The following is an 18,277-nucleotide window of genomic DNA, read 5'->3' as shown; positions in this document are numbered from 1 at the left end:
GTCCTGCTCCACGGGTCTCCCGCCCAGGTCTTTTCCAATAAACGGGTTCTTGCCCAGACTAACCTGGAGCCCCCTGCAGTATTGGAGCTTTTTGAAAGTCTGTGCAGAAAAGGGTTCCTGAAAGCCTCTCTGGAAATCCCCAGGAATTTAAAAACCCTGGAACAATATATAGAAGAAATAAAATTAAACCCACATTACGGAGGAAAGAAACCAGTGACAGCAGAAACAAAGAAAGCCATTCTGGCAGTAAGCTTCGGCACCAGCCACAACGATACCAGAAAAGTGACCATTGACGCCATTGAGAGAGATATGCAGGAAGCCTTTCCCGACTACATGCTCTACCGGGCATGGACCAGCAAAATGATCATCAAAAAGCTGAAAAACCGGGATAATGTTCATGTATTTACCGTCCTGGAAGCTATGGAACAGATGAAAAAAGACGGGATTACCGACGTTCTGATACAGCCTACCCATGTTATAAATGGTATTGAAAATGATCTGATGAAAGAAGACGCCCTGGCTTACCGTGATGATTTTCACTCCATCACCTTCGGGGATCCTCTCCTCACCAGCGCAGAAGACAATCTTGCAGTGATCCAGGCAATTGCCGATGAATTTTCTGACCTTGCCCAGGATCAGGTGCTGGTACTTATGGGCCACGGTACCACCCATTATGCCAACTCTATTTACGCTGCCCTGGATTACACCTTTAAAGACAAAGGCTACAAAAATATTTTCCTTGGCACGGTAGAGGCTTATCCTTCCATGGAAAGCCTGATGCGAATGGTAAAAGAATATAATCCTTCCAAGGTGGTTCTGGCTCCCTTTATGATCGTAGCCGGAGACCATGCCAAGAACGATATGGCCGGAGACGATCCGGATTCCTGGTACAGCCAGTTTAAAGCCGCTGGTTTTGAAGTGGAGCCAGTGATAAAGGGACTTGGTGAATATACTGGAGTCCGCAGTCTTCTGGTAGAACATTTAAGAGTTGCAGCAGAAATGTAGCAGGCCTCCGAAATCTTTAAAGAACGATAAAAGGCAAGAGCCTGGAGATCTCACAATCCTGTGAAAAATCTCCGGGCTTTTTTTACTTGATTTTTTAGACCGATTGGTCTATTGTTAGAGTAACAACTTTACCAGGGAGGATTTTATGGAAACGGTAACATCAAATTATGAAAAAATGAAAAGGTCTATGTCAAAAGTATTTCTCCAGTATCCCCAGGAAAAAATGATTGAAAAGTTTTCTCTGGAGGCTGACAAGGATTACCTGTATGTGTGGTTTTTCGGCCGCAAATACCGGATCAATCGCTCTACAGGAGAGGTTCAGTGGTCGGAGGATTCATTTTGCAGCGTACAGGAAGCCGGATATAACGAAGCCATGACCATTTATGACGTCCTCTGCAATGCAAAGGATACCTGTCATCTGTCCCATGAATTTGTAAACATCAACACCTTTACCACGGTCAAAACCGGGACTTTAAATCTTGGCAGCGGATTTTTCCAGAATACAGCGGATTTTTTTATCTGCAGATCCTGGCGGACAAAAACACGCCGGACTATATGCACTATGAGACCCTTATGTTCGCCCTCTCCCATCTCTTTGAACGGCTGAAGGAGGAAGTATCCCATGAAAAAAGGTGAAGAATCCAGGCAGAGACTCATCGCCTGCGCCGCCAGGCTGTTCTGGAAGAACGGATACGCCGCTACAGGGATCAGCGAGATCCTTGCCCAGGCAGGGCTTCCAAAAGGCTCTTTTTATTTTTATTTTAAGAGCAAAGATGATCTGGCTGTAGAAGTGATCTCCTATTATCAGCGGATTTTGCTGGATCAGTTAGAAAATATTTCCGTAGGGAAGACCTGGGAGACTTTTGTTGACGGCACCTTCGGATTTTTACTTAGTTCCTCAGAAGATACCGATTTCCTGGGCTGTCCTTTTGCCGTCATGGGAATGGAGACTGCCTTTTACAAGCCGGAAATCGCAAAGAAATATGGGGAAGGGATAGAAAAATTCCGGGATCTTTTCTGCAGGGTGCTGCTTTTCTCCGGCCTGGAACCGTCTCATGCAGAAACGCTTTCCAGCCGGTTTCTATCCCTGTATCAGGGAGCCATCCTCCTTGGAAGGATCAGCGGAAACACTTCTTACTTGACAGAAGCGAAAAAAACTATGATCGAAATATACCGGGAATACTGCGTATTTCATAAGATCGGAAAGGAGTGCCTATGAGTACCGTTATTCTCTCCTGCACCACGTTATTGGAATATGTACAGAAAGCCCAGGAAAGCTGCGGCACCAGCTATCCTGTTGTGGAACTTGACCGGAAATATCATGCAGAGCCTTCCCGGATGCGGGAGCATATCCTGAAGACCCTGGCCGGTCTTCCTTCTGATGTGGACACGGTTCTGGCCGCCATGGGATTCTGCGGCGGTTCCTGGCAGAATGTATCCTGTGCCCGGACTCTGGTCATTCCCAGAGCCGCCGACTGCGTGGCTCTGGCTTTGGTTACCCGAGAACGCTACTCACCGGATCTTAAGGAACCCGGACATATGTATCTGTTCGGCGAAGGGGACAATGGTTTCTCCATACGGGCTATCTATGAAAATCTGCTGGAAACCTATGACAGAGAAATGGCAGATATTGTTTTTGATATGTATTTTGAACACTACTATCACCTGGATATTATTGACAACGGTCTCTATGACTGCTACGACCTGGACTATGTGGAACAAGCCCAGGAAGATGCCGTGCGGATCCACGCAGAGCTGGATTTCGTCCCCGGCAGCAATCTGCTCCTGGAAAAACTGGTATCCGGCCAATGGGACAGCCAGTTCTTTGTAGTACCGCCAAACACAACCATCACACAGGAAAAATTCTTTAATCTTTAAGGAGAAAGGAAAAAGATTATGACTAAAAATTCTCTATTGACCCAGTTGAAAAAAGCCATATCTCCATCAGAATACACCCTTCTCCTGGAAGACAGACTCTCCCATATCAGTCCCTATAACCGCCGCACTATCCTGGAAATAATGGAGCACACAGAAGCCGGAGATACCAGCCTGCCCCTCTCTGAAATACAGGCCCTGAAAGGGATCCTTGACAGCTATCTGTCCAGATATCTGCCGGACGATCCTTCCACCTGGAAATGGATCCTTCTCTCCTGCCTGTATCTTTCCTTCATTCGAGAGGAGCCTATGCACCCTCAGAAACTTGTCCATTATAAAAAGACAGTAACAAACGGCAAAACCAGTTATTACTGTCCTGTAAAAAATATGGAGAAGGATACTGTCTGCTCTTTCTGTGTCTGTGAAAATATGAAAAAACGTATCCTCTAATGAGCTGTCTTTTTTGTAAGCAGCTCATGCATGACAGCCATAAGCACAAGCAGCGCCATCATATACACTGGAAAGAGCGTAATACTGATATGATTGGCGATCAGCCCGAACAGAGGCGGCATAAGGCAGGTGCCCACATAGGCGCTAGCCATCTGTACGCCAATGATGGCCTGTGACCGATCCGCCCCGAAATGCTCCGGCGTAGAGTGGATAATACAGGGATATACCGGGGCACAGCCCAGTCCGATAAGGATCAGCCCGGCAAGAGCTGTCACATTCGGCCCGGGAAGAAGCATAACAAGAATACCTGCGAAAATAATTACCTGTCCCAGACGGATCATCTGCACATCATTGAGCTTCATAGTAATAAAGCCGCTGACTGCACGGCCTGCAGTAATGCCGATAAAAAACATTCCGGCAAAACGTGCAGCTGTTTCCGCAGGTATCCCTTTAAATAAATGGAGATAGCTGCTGGCCCACAGCCCTGCTGTCTGTTCAATGGCGCAGTAACAGAAGAAACAGAGCATAACTTCCTTTGCTCCTGGAATCTTTATGATCTGCGCCAGAGAAAGGGCGGATTCCTGTATCTCTGCCTCTTTTTCTCTGTCTATTGTTCCCTCTTCTTTTTCGGAAAAACTTCTGCTGCCCCGTTTTTTCCATAAAGGCAGGCTGAAAATAAGAACGGCGGTCAGAAGAATCTGGAGGATCCCCACGCAAAGGTAGCCGAAATTCCATGTCCTGCCTCCGGACAGGGCAAATCCCATGATATATGGTCCCACCGTAGCGCCCACACCCCACATACAGTGAAGCCAGCTCATGTGGTGGCTCTCATAGTGGAGAGCAACATAGTTATTCAGAGCAGCGTCTACACTCCCTGCCCCAAGCCCATAGGGAATCGACCACAGGCAGAGCATCCAGAAGGAACTGGAGAAAGAAAAGCCTAGAAGAGCAGCGGCTGTCATAGCTACGCTAATCGCCGTCACTTTCCCCGTTCCCAGCTTCTTTGTCAGACGGTCACTCTGGAGACTGGATACGATAGTCCCCAGGGAAATGATTATGGAAATGATCCCGGCATAGGAAACAGGAACATGAAATTCCGTATACATTGTAGGCCATGCGGAGCCAAGGAGACCGTCCGGAAGGCCGAGACTGATAAAAGCAAGATATATGATCGCAAGTAATAAGTGTGTCATCTTATGATTCTCCTTTTATGTAGCTGTTATTCTATGAACAGAGATATTCCCGAAAACATCTTATGCAGCTTATACTCATCAAAGGGAAGATATTCCGCAATGGTGAAACCGGCAACATCTGCATTTTTTGTAATGAGACCTAACACCTCTGTCAGCTTTTCTATAGTCATCTTTCCGCCGCCGGAGCCGTCTCCCGTTAATTCCGGATCAGCAAAGTAGGTGGAGTGGAAGAAATGCTCATCCAGCACATCAACATCCAAATGCACCAGAATGTGTTCAAACTTTTTTACAAACTCCAAAATTTCATGATCCGGCACAAAAGTCTCTTCCTGCACCTTATAATCCACTCCAATATCATTCAGAAACCGCTCCTGATAATCATGGAGGGGCTGCAGCCCAATATATAGAACCTGAGACGGTTCAAAACTTCCATGCCGCATTCTTTCCGAAAGAACTTCCGGTCCATATCCCAGAAGTGTCCGCAGCACCATTGCATGGGCGTTGGGATATCCGTCCTCTGCTGAGGAAACATCCGGATGGGCGTCGATCCATATGATACCGGTATCTTTATATTTTCCGTGAAGATAATCAAATGGAGCAAGGGAAACCATACAATTTCCCCCTATGGTAATGATCCTGTCCGGTTTCTCCCCCTCGATTTTCTTTGCAGCGTCTTCAATCCCGGCAAGTACTTTTTCTCTGGCGTAAATCCCTTCTTCAACCTCTTTTTCTTTATGATCCGGCGGGGCAATGTCGACCTTCACAAGAGGCTGCCGTTCATTTTGAGGCAATATGTGGGTAAGAAGATGTGCGCCAAAATAATAGGCCTCTAATCCCCCGCTGACATGATCCGGATAAAGCAAACGTATGGTTTTCATAGTCTCCAAGGATTTCTCAGTACGGCTCATATATAAAAGCGGATAAGGATTTCCCTGTTCATCCAGTTCTGTCCTTTTATAAACACGAAAACCCATATGTTCATAGAATCCTTTTGCCTGGGGGTTCTGTTCATTAACAGCCAGCCGTTCAACGGCATAGTTTTCAATCCCATATCGGAGCAGACGTTTTCCCAGTCCTTTTCCCCTCTCCTCTGGTGCAACAAACAGCATTTCCAGGGAACCGTCCTCAATTCCCATAAAAGCTTTCGGACATCCTGCTTCATCCTCTGCGATCACCAGATGTCCAACACCCTTTAATGCCTGGGGAACGTATTCTTTGATATTCCTGATTTCTCTGTCTGACAGAAACAGATGGGTGGCTCTCACAGATCCTTCCCATACATCCAGAAGACAGCTTATCAACTCTGATGTCCTGTTTTTTACTTCTATGATTTTCATAAATTCCTCCTGTTTTTCAAACTGATATCGCACAGGCAAGAGTATACCAGATTTACTATGAAAAAACGAGATAAAAATTTAAAAAGAAGCGAAACAGGCATGACCGAGATCATGCCTGTTCCAAAAAATTCACATATCACTGTTTTACGACCATCAAGCATCAGGGACGGCTTCTTATAAAAATGACAGGTGAATCCTGTTTTTAAAGTTCTATAAGTTCATATTCCCTGGTTCCGATTCCCAGATCCTCAGCAGCTTCAATGGTATGGATTCCGTTGCGGCTGTTCACACGTTCCATAAAGTGGTCCCTGCCGGGATCATCGGAATGAATTACCAGATCCATACAAGCCTGGTCAATGGCAACCGGATCTGTGGAGGCCAGAATACCGATATCTTTCATACAGGGATCCTCCTCTACTGCACAGCAGTCACAGTCCACAGAAAGGTTTTTCATTACATTGATAAAAGCAGTCCTGCCTTTAAAATGCTCCACTACACTGGCCGCTGCGTCAGCCATGGCCTCTGGAAATTCAACGCTGCTGGCATGCTGTTTCCATGTCTCATAACGGTCATTGGTCTTGCCGGCAGAATGGATCAGAGCCTTTCCGGCTCTTGAAGCGCAGCCAATAGAAAGCTGTTTAAGAGCTCCGCCGTAGCCGCCCATAGGGTGTCCTTTAAAATGGGCCAGGACCAGCATAGAATCATAATTCATAATATTTTTACCCAGGTGGTTTTCTTTGAGAACTTTGCCATTTGGAATGGGCCAGATCACATCCGGTCCCTGGGCATCCATAAGATCTACATCAAAGTATTTATTCCAGCCGTGCTCTTACAAAAGTTTCAGATGAGACTCTGTATGGTCCCGTACACCTCCGCTGGCGTCACCATAAGCAGTGTTGCACTCCACAATCGTTCCCTGAACTTTCTCAACCATAGGCCGCCAAAACTCCGGACGGAGGAAATTTTGATTTCCCTTTTCTCCAGAATGGACCTTCACAGCCACTTTTCCTGGCAGCTCCACTCCAAGGGCCTGATACATCTCTACAACCTTTTCAGGGGTAATTTCTCTAGTAAAGTAAACCTTTGCCTTCATATTTTTCCCTCTCTTTCTTGTATTTGATGGTTCAGCATAATATACCGGAAAGCTTTCGGTATAATCTGAATGATCATTTATTTGTATCATAGCTCTTGAAGTCAACTCTAAGTCAAGAGTTTTTCTGAAAATAGTCCATCATATCAGAAATAATCCTCCTGCTGCTGCCACAAGAATTCCCAATATCCTCCCAACAACTTTTGCCCGTTTATATCCCAGCCATTTTACAGTTTCCGGAGTTGTAAGAGGAAAAACAAGGATCGTAATCCCGGTAAGAAAAAGCCCTCCGACTTCTGCCCCTTCTCTTCCTGTTATCGCACCAATAAACAGAACCAGAATACCAATCCCGATTCCCAGGAGAAAGTACCTGACATGTCTTTTGTCTTTCTGAAGTTCTTTTTTTATACGCTGCTACAATTCCTTTTCATAAATGTATCTCTGAGGCCTCATTCCCTGTTTCTCATAGAATCTTTTGGCGTCGCTGTTAAATTCCCATACCATAAGGTCCAGCCGTTTTGCCCCGGTATTTCTGCCTCTCTCTTCCATTTCTTCATAAAGCTGTGAGGCAATCCCTTTTCCCCGAAAATTTCTGTCTACAATCAGGTCCTCTATATACATGGTCTTCATCTCCACCATACCGCTTTTCTTCCGTAGAGTTCCTATACAAAGACCGATTACCACACTTTTTTCTTCAGCAAGTATGGCAATAATTCCCGGATTGCTTACAATCTTTTCAAATTCTTCTCTGGAATAGGGGTGTTCCAGCTCTGTATACAGGTCCGGCCTGCCTTTTACATGAAGCTCATGAAGTTCCTTCATAAGCCTGTCAATTTCCGGGTAGTCTTTACTTTCCATGTCTCGTATTTCCATCTCTGCCACCTCTTCCTGCTTTTTCGTTTCTACTCTCTGAGTAAGAGCCTAGATTTCCTTTACTGCTCTTTCTCTCTTCTTTTTTTGACTGCGTCTGACAGTTCCATCAGCTCTGGAAACCGAAAGCAGGTATCCAGGTGATCATTAATAATCCCGCAGGCCTGTAAATGAGAATATACCGTAACAGACCCCATATATTTCATGCCCCGCTTTTTCAGATCACTGCTGACTCTGTCAGACAGGCCGTTTCTTGCTGGAATCTCTCCTTTCTGATGTCCGGTATAGAGATAAGTTTTTCCTTTGGTAAAACTCCAGATATATTTGCTGAAAGAACCCCATTCTTTACGGATTTCCTGGAAACACCTGGCATTGTGTATCACTGCTTCAATTTTTCTTCTTGAGTGGATCATGCCTTCGGTATTCAGAATCCTTTCAATATCCTCCTCTCCATACTCCGCCACCTTGTCAAAGTCAAACTCCTCAAAACACTGTCGGAAAATCTCCCGCTTCTGAATCATCATATTCCAGTTCAGACCGCACTGCATGACTTCCATCATCAGAAATTCGAACTGTTTTTGATCGTCCCACAGAGGGACGCCCCATTCTTCATCATGGTAACGCATCATTTTCTCATTACAAAGACACCATTTACATCTGTTCATAATATTTCCCTCTACATACTGTACCCTCAGTGTATTTTCATAAATCATATCACAATCTGTCATAAAAGTCATAAAATATACGGACTTTCTTTCCTATGAAATCCAGTTCTTGACAATCGTTTTCCTCAGACTGTATGATTAACTATATAAATCTGGGAGGTACTTATATTATGGAATACAGAAAATTTGGAAACACTTTGATCGCAAGAATCGATAAAGGAGAAGAAATCCTGGAACAGGTAAAAGAAATCGCTCTGAAAGAAAATATAAAGCTGGCAAGCATCCAGGCTTTGGGCGCCATCAATGATTTTACTGTAGGAGTTTTTAAAACTGACGAGAAAAAATATTATTCCAATCATTTCAGCGGCAGTTTCGAAATCGTATCTCTTACCGGAACTATCAACACTATGGACGGTGAATTTTACTGCCATTTACATATGAGCGCAGGAAATGATAAGGGAGAAGTCTTCGGTGGTCATCTGAACCAGGCTATGGTCAGCGCCACCTGTGAAATGGTCATAACTCTCATTGAGGGAACTGTGGACAGGGCTTACAATGAAGAAATCGGGCTGAATTTATTTAAGTTTTAAATATCCTGGTATAAAGGATGTGACAAACTGTTTTCAGCCAGTCTGTTGTGGAACGCATTAAGACAGCAGAGTAATTTCGTTCATATCCTGAACGATCTTGGCCGGTTTCACTGTCATCTCCACCCAGGCAGGAATAAATCCGCTTTTTATCCCGTTTCTCACAGAGCGGATATTAGACCAGGCAGAGCAGTAAAAAGGCACCTTGCCCCGCTCCAGTATCTCAACAGCCAGTCTGCTGGTCAGTGCAGAGGCGATTCCTGCCCTGCGGTACTCTTGCAGTACGTCTACACCAATCTGCCACATTTTGTCGCAGTCAGCAGAGCACCCTGCCAGTCCAACCAGCTTTTTGCCGTCATATGCCCCTACTCCAAGGACATCCAGGTGTTTCCTTTCCCTGCACAGAGCATTGCTCCATTCTGGTCTGTAAAGCTCCTCAAAGTCCTCTCTGTGTAAAATTTTCAGGGAGCAGCTGCAGGGAAGGGGCTTCACCTTTTCCACATCCGGCAGATAATATTCCGCCATAAAGCAGACCCTCTGCCCTTCTTTTCTAAGTCTGTCCTCCAGCCAGTGCATATTGGGGGTCTCAAAACAATGGTAAAATGTAAATCTATGGATATACTCCCATATAAGCTCCCGATACTCTTCTTTCACAGAAGCAACAATATTATTTCCATATGATACCAAATTGGCAGAAACCGGCTCCTGATAATATTTCTTGGCTCCTGGTCCTAGACCCCCGCTGACCACAACCGGTTCCTTTTTTAAAAAATCTTCTGCCTTACAGTTTAAATCTGCTCCAGACTGCTCCATGGCAGTCTTCATTATTTCCTGATTTGTCATTTCCTTCTCCTCTCGGCTAAACTATATTTTTCAACGGAAAAACGGTCCAAAATACATTTCCGATGATGTAACCGTCCTTTTTCGTATACAATTACGGTTTCATAATCTGGATTCTCTTATACAACCGTTCCTTTAGCCAGTTTATTACGGTTGCACACCTGGTTTTTCTTATATAACCGTACTGTAGACCATAAAACTACGGCTTAAAACCAATTTCTTATATCACAACCGTACTAGAGACCTAAAAGCTACGGTTATAATACAAGTATTTTCCATGATAACCGTTCACAGAAAAATACCAAGAGCTGCCGCATAAAAACACAGGTATAAATATTCTCCATAGGTTTCATGCGACAGCTCTTTATACAGCAATTCCTTAAAATGGGCATCATTCATAAACTTCTATCTCTGAGATACAGTTGTCCTCCCATCTCTCACCTTCATAAGAAGACTGTATCCGTATCTTTATCTCAGAAGTCTCCACCGGTTCCTGAAGTGCCAGGTAAAAGACTTTTTTCTCATCTGGAAATTCCAGGACTTCCTCTTCTCCCTCTCCCACCTGAACGGCCAGGGACTGGGGACGGGCATTATAGTTCCACAGCTCGTCACTTTTCCAGTTGCCAAGATAGAGAGCAAGATAACGGATCTGATGACTGCCGTCCAGGGTCAGGGTAACTCCTTTTCCCTCTCCGGTGCCTTCTTCTCCTTCCTGCCAGGAAGTTGCCGGATCTCCGTCTATAAGACGGCTTCCGCTATAGTCTTCTTCCTCTGACTGTTTCTGGGAATCTGCCTGAGCAGATGCGGGCTGCAGCTTTGTATACTGGGAAAGATCTGCTTCTTCTGAAAGGAGACGGATATTTCCAGTATCAGCAGCCGTAGGCTCTGTTTCGGTTCTATCTTCCAGTTTCTGAGTATACTCTCTTTCCAATGTCTCCAGATGATTCATTCTGCGGATTCCCAGAATGATACCTGCTGCCAGACACAGAAGGAGAAAAAAACCTGCCAGAAGAGCCGTATATCGCCTGGCTCTCTTCTTCTCCGGCGTCAGCGGTTCTTTCTCTTCTGCCTCTTCTTCATCCTCATCTTCGTCCTCTTCCTCGTCAAAGTCAGACTCTGATTCCAACTCCGTTGTCTCTTGAGATTCCAGAGTTTCCTCTGGCAGATCTCCTTCATCTGAGGAAGACAGTTTATCTTCTGGACTCTCTATTTCCTGAACAAAGCTTTGTTCTTCCAGGCCTGCTTCTTCCGTAAGTTCTTCTGAGGGAAAATCTTCCCCAGAAACTTCCTCTTGGGAAGCCTCCTCTTCTGAAATCTCCCTTTCGGAGTTTTCTGCCTGAAAATCTTCTTCTAAAAGTCCATTCTCTGGACTCAGGGCAGAATTTTCCCTTTCAGAATTTTCCTGCTCTATATTTTCTGTCTCAGAATCCTTCGCCGCAGCCTCCTCTGGTTCAAAAGCCTTGGACTCAGATTCCTCTGCTTTAGCACTCTTTATCTCAGAAACCCCATCTTCAGAATCTTCCTGTTCCGAAATTCTCTCTTTTTCTTCTGGTTCCGAAGTTTCTCCATCCGAAACATTCTTCTGAGAAGCCCCATTCTGTTCTTTCTCTGCCTTTAAGATTTGTTCCAGCTCTTCATCTGACTTATAATAGGCCCATATATCTTCCTCGTCCATGTACTCTGGAAAAACGGCCTTACCGCATCTGCTGCAGTATAAGTCAATATCAGAAAGTTCCTTTCCGCATCTTTCGCACTTCATACAAATTCCTTCCCGGCAATTTTACTTCCAGTAATCTCGCTCATTATCAATCATGTAAAGCAATGCGTTACAGATACAGGCGGCAATATTGCTTCCGCCCTTTCTTCCACTGGCTACAATATAGGGAACCTCTGTATCCATAATCATTTCTTTTGATTGTACCACATTTACAAAGCCTACTGGAACCCCTATGATCAAATATGGAGAAATTTTTTTCTCCTGTATAAGCTCATAAAGACGCACCAGAGCTGTAGGGGCATTTCCGATAGCAAAGATTACCGGCTTTCCAAGGGCCGCAGCTTTGTCGATGCAGGCAGTTGCTCTGGTACATCCCTGTTCTTTTGCAGCAGCGGCCACATCTTCATCGGACATAAAACAGTAAACCTCTCCTCCATATTTCTGCAGTGCCTTTTTATTGATCCCGGCTTTTGCCATCTGCGTATCTGTCACGATACAGGCCCCTTTTTTAATGGCTTCTATGGCTTTTTCCACTGCCCCTTCTGAGAAGCAGAGATTATCTGCATAATCGAAATCTGCGCTGGTATGGATACAGCGCTTTACGATCAGCTCGGTTCCCGGAATCAGCTTCTTATCCCCCAGCTCCTGGGTAATGATCTCAAAGCTTCTGGTCTCTATTTCTTTTGGTTTTACATTTTCCAGTTCTACTTTCATACTGCCATCTCCTGTTTTTTCTGCTCCTGTCAGATTCCTTCTTCCAGGATCTGATAGATCTTTTTCATATCTAAGTGTTCCCTGAGGCCCTGAGCCAGCAGGTCATACTGCGTTTCTTTAAAACTTGCGAAGTCCACTCCTGTCATAGAAGAAACATCCAGTCCCTTAATTTCTCCTATGGCTTCTACTACTTTCTTGGCCACTTCTTCCTTGTCAAAGATACCATGTACATAGGAGCCATATACATTGTTATAAAAGGCTCCGTCTGCTTTAGTTTCATTCTTTACCGTATCAGTGATCCTGGTAAAACTCTCAACGTTCTCATGGAGCTTTGTCTCTCCCATATGGATTTCATAGCCTTCCAGATTCACTCCTGTCAATGTATGGAGAGGTCCCTGTACCTGGCCAAAAGTTCCTTCCACACGGGTTCTGGTCTTCCCTTCTCTGAACACGGTATCCATAGGCAGAAGTCCCATGCCTTTGATCTCTCCTCCGGCCTCTACGTGCTCCGGGTCTGACAAAGTCTCTCCCAGCATCTGGTAACCTCCGCATACGCCGAAAATGATCTTTCCCTCAGCAGCTTTCTTCAGCACAGCTGCCTCCAGGCCGTTCTGCCGCATCCACAGCAGGTCTTCCATGGTATTCTTGGTTCCAGGAAGAATGATCATATCTGGATTTTTCAGCTCCTGGACATGGCGCACATACCGGAGAGAAACTCCCGGAATCACCTCCAGAGCATTGAAATCTGTAAAATTGGAGATTCTTGGCACCCGGATCACGGCGATATCGATAAGGCCTACTTCCTGGTTTCCGGAGAACCGTTCTGTCAGACTGTCCTCATCTTCTACTTCCAGCTCCATATAGGGGGCCACTCCCACAACTGGAATATTGGTCCTCTCTTCCAGCATTTCTACGCCGGGATCCAGTATGGTCTTATCGCCACGGAATTTGTTAATGATCATGCCCTTTACCATCTTCTGCTCTTCCGGTTCCAGAAGCATAATGGTTCCCATCAGCTGGGCGAAAACCCCTCCACGGTCAATATCTCCCACCAGGAGCACCGGCGCCTTTGCCATTTTGGCCATACCCATATTGACGATATCCTCTTCCTTCAGATTGATCTCTGCAGGACTTCCCGCTCCTTCTATGACAATGATATCATATTCTTCAGCCAGTTTTTCATAAGCTTCCATAACTTTTGGCACAAGCTGCTTTTTATACTTAAAATAGTCCCTGGCGCTCATAGTCCCCAGGACCTCTCCGTTTACGATCACCTGGCTCCCCACATCATTGGTAGGTTTCAGCAGTATGGGATTCATCAGCACGGAGGGACTGATCCCTGCAGCCTCTGCCTGCATGACCTGGGCTCTTCCCATTTCCAGTCCCTCCTGGGTAATAAAAGAATTCAGAGCCATATTCTGAGATTTAAAAGGGGCTACCTTATATCCGTCCTGTTTAAAAATCCTGCAAAGACCTGCCGCCAGCAGGCTTTTTCCTGCATTGGACATAGTCCCCTGTATCATAATTGCTTTTGCCATAATCCTTCCCTCTTTTTGTCTATTTTATAATTTGGTCCAGAACTTCCAAAAGCTTCTGGTTCTCCTCTTTTGTCCGGACAGCCACCCGGTAATAGCCTTTTTTCAGTCCCCGGTAATTGCTGCAGTCCCGGATATAGATTCCTTTGTCCAGGCACTTTTCCTGAAGATTCCAAGGGCCTTTAAAAAAGATATAATTCGCCTCTGAGGCAAATGTGAAAAATCCCTGTTTCCCCATACCCTCCAGAAGTTTTTCCCTCTCCTTTCGGATTTTTGCCATAGACTCTTTCACATATGTCTCTTCTTTCAGAGCGGCGATCCCTGCTTCCTGGGCAACTACAGAAACATTCCAGGGCTGCATGACAGCTTTCATCTGTTCCAAAGTCTCAGAGCTTCCGCAGAAGCCATAGCCCAGCCGGATTCCCGCCATGGCGTATTTCTTTGTAAATGCCTTCAGCAGAAACATCCGGGGATATGCTTTCAGATATCCTTTCATGGAGTATTTCTCCGGCTCCTCCAGAAAGTCTTCAAAGCATTCGTCCAGCACCAGGAAGGCACCCATCTGCCGGCATCGCTCTGCCAGTCTTTTCAGATACTCCGGTTCTGCCGCCACTCCGGTAGGGTTGTTTGGATTGCAGAAAAACACCATATCCATATCCTGCCGGATGGCATCTAAAAACTCCTCTCCAGGGCAAAACCCCTTCTCTTCTGAAAGAAAACAGTATTCCGTCTGGCATCCCCAGGCATTCAAAGCCTGTTCATATTCTGCAAAAGTGGGCGCAGGAAGGAGCGCTTTCCTGGGTTTTACTGCCAATACCAGACCAAAGATCAGATCCGCAGCTCCGTTTCCGCAGATAATGGATTCCATAGGAACTCCTTCTGCCTTTTCCAGGGCCCGGCGCAGTTCTTCACACTCCACATCCGGATAGTGGCAGACCTGGGCCATAGCCGCCGCACCTGCTTTTTTTACCCCATCGGGAGTTCCGTAAGGATTACAGTTAGAAGAAAAATCCAGAACATTTTTATGCCGGTAAATGTCTCCTCCGTGTTTGTGTATCTCTGTCATTGTCTCACCTCTAAACCAGGGAAAAGATTCCCATTATTGCCAGCCGGATTCCTGCAAAGATCACCGTACCTAATAAAGCGCTTATATATAAAAGCCGGTTTGCCCGGGGAATGTCTTCAAACTCCACAGGCCTTTTGGGATCTCCCAGAGTAGGCTTCTCATACAGCTTTCCGAAATAATATGCATTTCCTGCAAGCTGTATATTCAGAGCTCCTGCCATAGCCGCCTCTGTCTGGGCGGAATTAGGGCTTGCATGGTTATACCTGTCTCTTTTAAAAATCTTCCAGGCATTTTTCCCGTCCATTCCTGCCAGAAAGGCTGCCCCGATCAGCAGCAGAGCTGAGAGCCTGGCGGGAATGTAATTTACTATATCATCCAGTTTGGCTCCGTATCTGCCAAAGTTCAGATACTTGTCATTTTTATATCCCACCATGGAATCCATGGTATTCACAGTTTTATACAGATAGAGAAGAGGCGGCCCTCCCAAAGCCATATAAAACAGGGGAGCAATTTCTCCGTCTGAGGTATTCTCTGCTACGGTTTCCACCGCTGCCTTGGTCACGCCTTCAAAGGTAAGGTTCTGGGTGTCCCTGCCCACGATCATGGAAACTGCATATCTGGAACCTTCCAGATCTCCTTTTTTCAGTTCCCGGTATACCTTCATGCTTTCCTCCTTCAGAGATCTGGCCGCCAGCATCTGGTAGCACATAAAGGTTTCCAGAAGGATTCCCAGCACTGTATGGATCTTATAGGCCAGGAAAAGGATTCCCGCCGGGATTGCAAAGCCCAGGATACACAGAAGGATTACCATGAGAAGCCCTGCCTGCCGTTCTCCCTTTGGTGTTTTTGGAAAAATTCCTCTCAGCTTCTTTTCCAGAAAACTAATCTCCAGACCGATAACCCGTACCGGGTGGTACAGCCAACGGGGATCTCCCAGAAACAAATCTATGATAAAGCCCAGAACCAGGGCCAGTGGTGTCCATTTAAACATCTGTCCATAATCCTTTCTCAGCGAAGACTACACTTCTGTCCTTTTTCCAGGATTCCTCCTCCAAGGTCAGCGCATAATATTCTCCGTTTTTTATCTGCCAGTCAAAATAATCCCGGGAAGGCCGGCCATAAGCGCTTAAAATACTCATGATCGTACCCCCATGAGCCACAATAGCCGTTTCAGGGCTTCCCAGGGAAAAGGCCGTCTCCACACACTGGAGAAAGCCTCTGCGGCACCTGGAACGAAATTCCTCAGAATCCTCTCCTCCCGGAAAGGGAAGGGTGCCGCCGCTGTCGATCCAGGCCTGATAGTCCGGATTTCCCGACAGCTCTTTATAGTTTTTGTTCTCAAAATCACCGAAGTCACATTCCTGCAAAAGAGGAATTTTTCTCTGTTCCAGGCCGGGATACAGAAGCTCTGCAGTCTGGATACAGCGTTTCATAGGGCTTACGAAAAGAATCTGAGCCTGGGGATAGGTTTTCCCTTTCAGTTCCCGGATTCCTTCTTCGCAGAGAGGTTCATCTGTTCTGGAACCGATATATTTTCCGGAAAGATTGCCCTGGGTCTTTCCATGACGGATAAGATAAATCTTAAGCATCTTTGATCACCGTCCCAATTCCGCAGACTATCCGGATCACCTGGCTGCTTTTCTGTGCGATCCTGGTACATACTCTCCCTGTTGTCTCCCGGTAATTCCTGTCAAAGGCTTCTATAGGAACTACCCCATATCCCAGTTCATTGGATACCAGGATGATCTCCGGATTTTTTTCCAGAAGTTCTCCTTCCAGATTGTCTAGATTCCAGTTTTCCTCTAATCCTTTCCGGATCCATTCATGGAAATGATAGAGACAGGGACAGTGAAAAATGTCCTCATAGGAAGCCGTGGCCCCGTCCTTCATCTCCGCGTCTTCCAGGTGGAAGGTCTGTTTTACATAGTCTTTTTTCCCTTGAAAGGCTCCGCCTATAACCAACCGCATAATTTCTCTCCTATCACTGCGCCAAAAGCGATCACCAGCTCACAGACCTGCATATGAAATCCTGCCAGATCTCCGGTAATGCCGCCAAATTCTTTCTGAGACATTTTATAATAATACAGATATTCCAGAGCCGCTCCTAGAAGAACGCAGCCTCCGATCACCGGCTCATAAGCCAGCATAAGAACTGCACAGATTACTACGTAAACCAGTGAAAAAATCTTCACACAGGTTTTCTGAGCCCCATCGGAAAAGGTAGCAGCCAGTCCCGTATTTTTTGCCATAGGAAAAGCAGCAATGGAGAATCCTCCCATTGCCCTGGACAAAATAAATCCAATACATACCACCGGCAGAGCCTTCAAAGTCATCTCGCTGTAGACTCCCAGATAAAAAAGAAAATAGATTACTGCGGTGATAATGGCAAAGGCTCCTGCATGGGAATCTTTAAGGATCTCCAGCTTTCTCTCTCTTGGCTGATAGGAGTGAAGGGCGTCTGATGTGTCCAGAAGCCCATCCAGATGAATTCCTCCGGAGATGATCACAGGTATCAGCACCAGCACAATAGAATAAAAGGTATGGCTCTGTGTAATCTGAGACCCCCAGTATCCCCAAATCCAGGTGACTCCTCCGATGATCACTCCGATCAGGGGAAAAAAGCACATGATGTACCGCATATTTTCTTTCGTCCAGTCGCTTTTCGGCATTGGAACTTTGGAATACATTGAAAAGGCGATTTTAAAACTATTCCACCATGTTTTCATATTTTCTGTCCTTCTTTTCTCTCGTTTTTATGACACAGGGGGATTCCATAAACCACCTCTGTTACATTGACCGCCATCCTGGCGATCTCCTGATTGATCTGCCCCAGATAGGCCTGATACTGTCTGGTCTCTGGTGAATACTGGATTCCGTCGGAAAAAATCTCATTGGTCACCACCACCAGTTCTCCGGCCTGCTCTGCCAGAGAAGAGACCCCTTTTAAGATTTCCTCCACTGTATTTTCTCCTGCTCCCTGTTCCTGATACATTTCATTTGCCACCAGGTTGGACATACATTCCAGCAGTACACAGGAGCCTGGCGGAACCTGGAGATTTTTTAAGCCTGTATAACATTCCAGCGTCTGGAAGTTTTTTTTCCCTCGCATTTTCCGATGACGGCGGATACGCTCATGGCTTTCTTCATCAAAGGGATACATCGTGGCGATATAGATCCGCTCATGTTCCCCGAATCCGGTAATGACGCTTTCCGCATAGGCAGACTTCCCGCTGCCGCTGCCTCCGGTTATCAGTGTAACCATATCCTAAACCTCCTGTGTACTTTGGGTGTTTTTATAAAAGCCCCGGATTGCTACGTGCCAGGCACTCCCGC

The 18,277-nt window shown here is 45.9% G+C and carries 20 protein-coding genes and 1 pseudogene; 6 read left to right on the top strand and 15 right to left on the bottom strand.

The window, feature by feature from the left end; all coding sequences use genetic code 11:
* Nucleotides 1-213 precede the first annotated feature (213 nt).
* The 5 genes from B5G33_RS22655 (at nucleotide 214) to B5G33_RS17200 (ending at nucleotide 3,330) form a co-directional block, all read left to right on the top strand.
* Nucleotides 214-1,005, top strand: coding sequence for a sirohydrochlorin cobaltochelatase (locus B5G33_RS22655; RefSeq protein WP_242974748.1), 792 nt, complete (start codon nucleotides 214-216; stop codon nucleotides 1,003-1,005).
* A gap of 187 nt (nucleotides 1,006-1,192) precedes the next feature.
* Nucleotides 1,193-1,612: a DUF3786 domain-containing protein gene (locus B5G33_RS17215; RefSeq protein WP_204247421.1), complete on the top strand. Its 420-nt coding sequence runs from the start codon at nucleotides 1,193-1,195 to the stop codon at nucleotides 1,610-1,612.
* Nucleotides 1,613-1,627: 15 nt separating this feature from the next.
* Nucleotides 1,628-2,224: a TetR/AcrR family transcriptional regulator gene (locus B5G33_RS17210; RefSeq protein WP_087274113.1), complete on the top strand. Its 597-nt coding sequence runs from the start codon at nucleotides 1,628-1,630 to the stop codon at nucleotides 2,222-2,224.
* Entirely contained in the window at nucleotides 2,221-2,883 is a 663-nt protein-coding gene (locus B5G33_RS17205; protein WP_087274110.1) for a DUF1638 domain-containing protein, read from the top strand. The genes B5G33_RS17210 and B5G33_RS17205 overlap by 4 nt, the downstream gene beginning before the upstream one ends.
* A gap of 18 nt (nucleotides 2,884-2,901) precedes the next feature.
* Nucleotides 2,902-3,330: a DUF2115 family protein gene (locus B5G33_RS17200; RefSeq protein WP_087274108.1), complete on the top strand. Its 429-nt coding sequence runs from the start codon at nucleotides 2,902-2,904 to the stop codon at nucleotides 3,328-3,330.
* On the opposite strand, the gene B5G33_RS17195 is transcribed toward B5G33_RS17200, so the two are convergent.
* The 5 genes and pseudogenes from B5G33_RS17195 to B5G33_RS17170 form a co-directional block, all read right to left on the bottom strand.
* Nucleotides 3,327-4,523 (bottom strand): MFS transporter, encoded by a 1,197-nt coding sequence (locus tag B5G33_RS17195; protein ID WP_087418507.1) that lies wholly within the window; start codon nucleotides 4,521-4,523, stop codon nucleotides 3,327-3,329. The genes B5G33_RS17200 and B5G33_RS17195 overlap by 4 nt on opposite strands.
* A gap of 26 nt (nucleotides 4,524-4,549) precedes the next feature.
* Complete coding sequence (locus tag B5G33_RS22445) at nucleotides 4,550-5,860, bottom strand: GNAT family N-acetyltransferase (protein ID WP_330396728.1); 1,311 nt, start codon at nucleotides 5,858-5,860, stop codon at nucleotides 4,550-4,552.
* A gap of 202 nt (nucleotides 5,861-6,062) precedes the next feature.
* Nucleotides 6,063-6,953: pseudogene (locus B5G33_RS17180) on the bottom strand (DUF362 domain-containing protein).
* Between the two features lie 411 nt (nucleotides 6,954-7,364).
* Nucleotides 7,365-7,823 carry a GNAT family N-acetyltransferase gene (locus tag B5G33_RS17175; protein ID WP_087418506.1) on the bottom strand — a complete coding sequence of 153 codons (459 nt, stop codon included), beginning with the start codon at nucleotides 7,821-7,823 and terminating at the stop codon, nucleotides 7,365-7,367.
* Between the two features lie 59 nt (nucleotides 7,824-7,882).
* The gene (locus B5G33_RS17170) at nucleotides 7,883-8,485 is read right to left on the bottom strand and encodes a DNA-3-methyladenine glycosylase I (protein ID WP_087418512.1); all 603 of its coding nucleotides are present in this window, start codon (nucleotides 8,483-8,485) and stop codon (nucleotides 7,883-7,885) included.
* Between the two features lie 170 nt (nucleotides 8,486-8,655).
* Between B5G33_RS17170 and B5G33_RS17165 the strand changes: the two genes are divergently transcribed.
* Nucleotides 8,656-9,075, top strand: a complete 420-nt coding sequence (locus B5G33_RS17165; RefSeq protein WP_087274103.1) for a PPC domain-containing DNA-binding protein — start codon at nucleotides 8,656-8,658, stop codon at nucleotides 9,073-9,075.
* Nucleotides 9,076-9,132: 57 nt separating this feature from the next.
* On the opposite strand, the gene B5G33_RS17160 is transcribed toward B5G33_RS17165, so the two are convergent.
* The 10 genes from B5G33_RS17160 to B5G33_RS17115 all read right to left on the bottom strand — a co-directional run bounded on the left by B5G33_RS17160 (nucleotide 9,133) and on the right by B5G33_RS17115 (nucleotide 18,206).
* Nucleotides 9,133-9,915, bottom strand: coding sequence for a GNAT family N-acetyltransferase (locus B5G33_RS17160; RefSeq protein WP_087418505.1), 783 nt, complete (start codon nucleotides 9,913-9,915; stop codon nucleotides 9,133-9,135).
* Between the two features lie 388 nt (nucleotides 9,916-10,303).
* Entirely contained in the window at nucleotides 10,304-11,671 is a 1,368-nt protein-coding gene (locus B5G33_RS17155; RefSeq protein WP_087418504.1) for a zinc ribbon domain-containing protein, read from the bottom strand.
* 21 nt (nucleotides 11,672-11,692) lie between these two features.
* Entirely contained in the window at nucleotides 11,693-12,343 is a 651-nt protein-coding gene (locus tag B5G33_RS17150; protein ID WP_087418503.1) for a precorrin-8X methylmutase, read from the bottom strand.
* A gap of 29 nt (nucleotides 12,344-12,372) precedes the next feature.
* Nucleotides 12,373-13,881, bottom strand: coding sequence for a cobyric acid synthase (locus tag B5G33_RS17145; RefSeq protein WP_087418502.1), 1,509 nt, complete (start codon nucleotides 13,879-13,881; stop codon nucleotides 12,373-12,375).
* Between the two features lie 19 nt (nucleotides 13,882-13,900).
* Complete coding sequence (locus B5G33_RS17140) at nucleotides 13,901-14,944, bottom strand: pyridoxal phosphate-dependent aminotransferase (RefSeq protein ID WP_087418501.1); 1,044 nt, start codon at nucleotides 14,942-14,944, stop codon at nucleotides 13,901-13,903.
* A gap of 10 nt (nucleotides 14,945-14,954) precedes the next feature.
* A complete protein-coding gene (cbiB, locus tag B5G33_RS17135) occupies nucleotides 14,955-15,935 on the bottom strand; it encodes an adenosylcobinamide-phosphate synthase CbiB (RefSeq protein ID WP_087418500.1) in 981 nt (326 codons plus the stop codon).
* Nucleotides 15,928-16,533 carry a histidine phosphatase family protein gene (locus tag B5G33_RS17130; protein WP_087274088.1) on the bottom strand — a complete coding sequence of 202 codons (606 nt, stop codon included), beginning with the start codon at nucleotides 16,531-16,533 and terminating at the stop codon, nucleotides 15,928-15,930. Before B5G33_RS17130 ends, cbiB begins: the two co-directional genes overlap by 8 nt.
* Complete coding sequence (locus B5G33_RS17125) at nucleotides 16,526-16,912, bottom strand: bifunctional adenosylcobinamide kinase/adenosylcobinamide-phosphate guanylyltransferase (RefSeq protein WP_087274086.1); 387 nt, start codon at nucleotides 16,910-16,912, stop codon at nucleotides 16,526-16,528. The genes B5G33_RS17130 and B5G33_RS17125 overlap by 8 nt, the downstream gene beginning before the upstream one ends.
* A complete protein-coding gene (locus tag B5G33_RS17120; RefSeq protein ID WP_087418499.1) occupies nucleotides 16,897-17,670 on the bottom strand; it encodes an adenosylcobinamide-GDP ribazoletransferase in 774 nt (257 codons plus the stop codon). The genes B5G33_RS17125 and B5G33_RS17120 overlap by 16 nt, the downstream gene beginning before the upstream one ends.
* Nucleotides 17,667-18,206: a bifunctional adenosylcobinamide kinase/adenosylcobinamide-phosphate guanylyltransferase gene (locus B5G33_RS17115; RefSeq protein WP_087274082.1), complete on the bottom strand. Its 540-nt coding sequence runs from the start codon at nucleotides 18,204-18,206 to the stop codon at nucleotides 17,667-17,669. The genes B5G33_RS17120 and B5G33_RS17115 overlap by 4 nt, the downstream gene beginning before the upstream one ends.
* Between the last annotated feature and the right edge of the window lie 71 nt (nucleotides 18,207-18,277).

The sequence above is a fragment of the Blautia sp. An81 genome, assembly GCF_002161285.1.
GTDB classification, from domain to species: Bacteria; Bacillota; Clostridia; order Lachnospirales; family Lachnospiraceae; genus Blautia; species Blautia ornithocaccae.
Note: the sequence above shows the minus strand (reverse complement) of the source record. Positions and strands in the feature narration are given on the sequence as shown.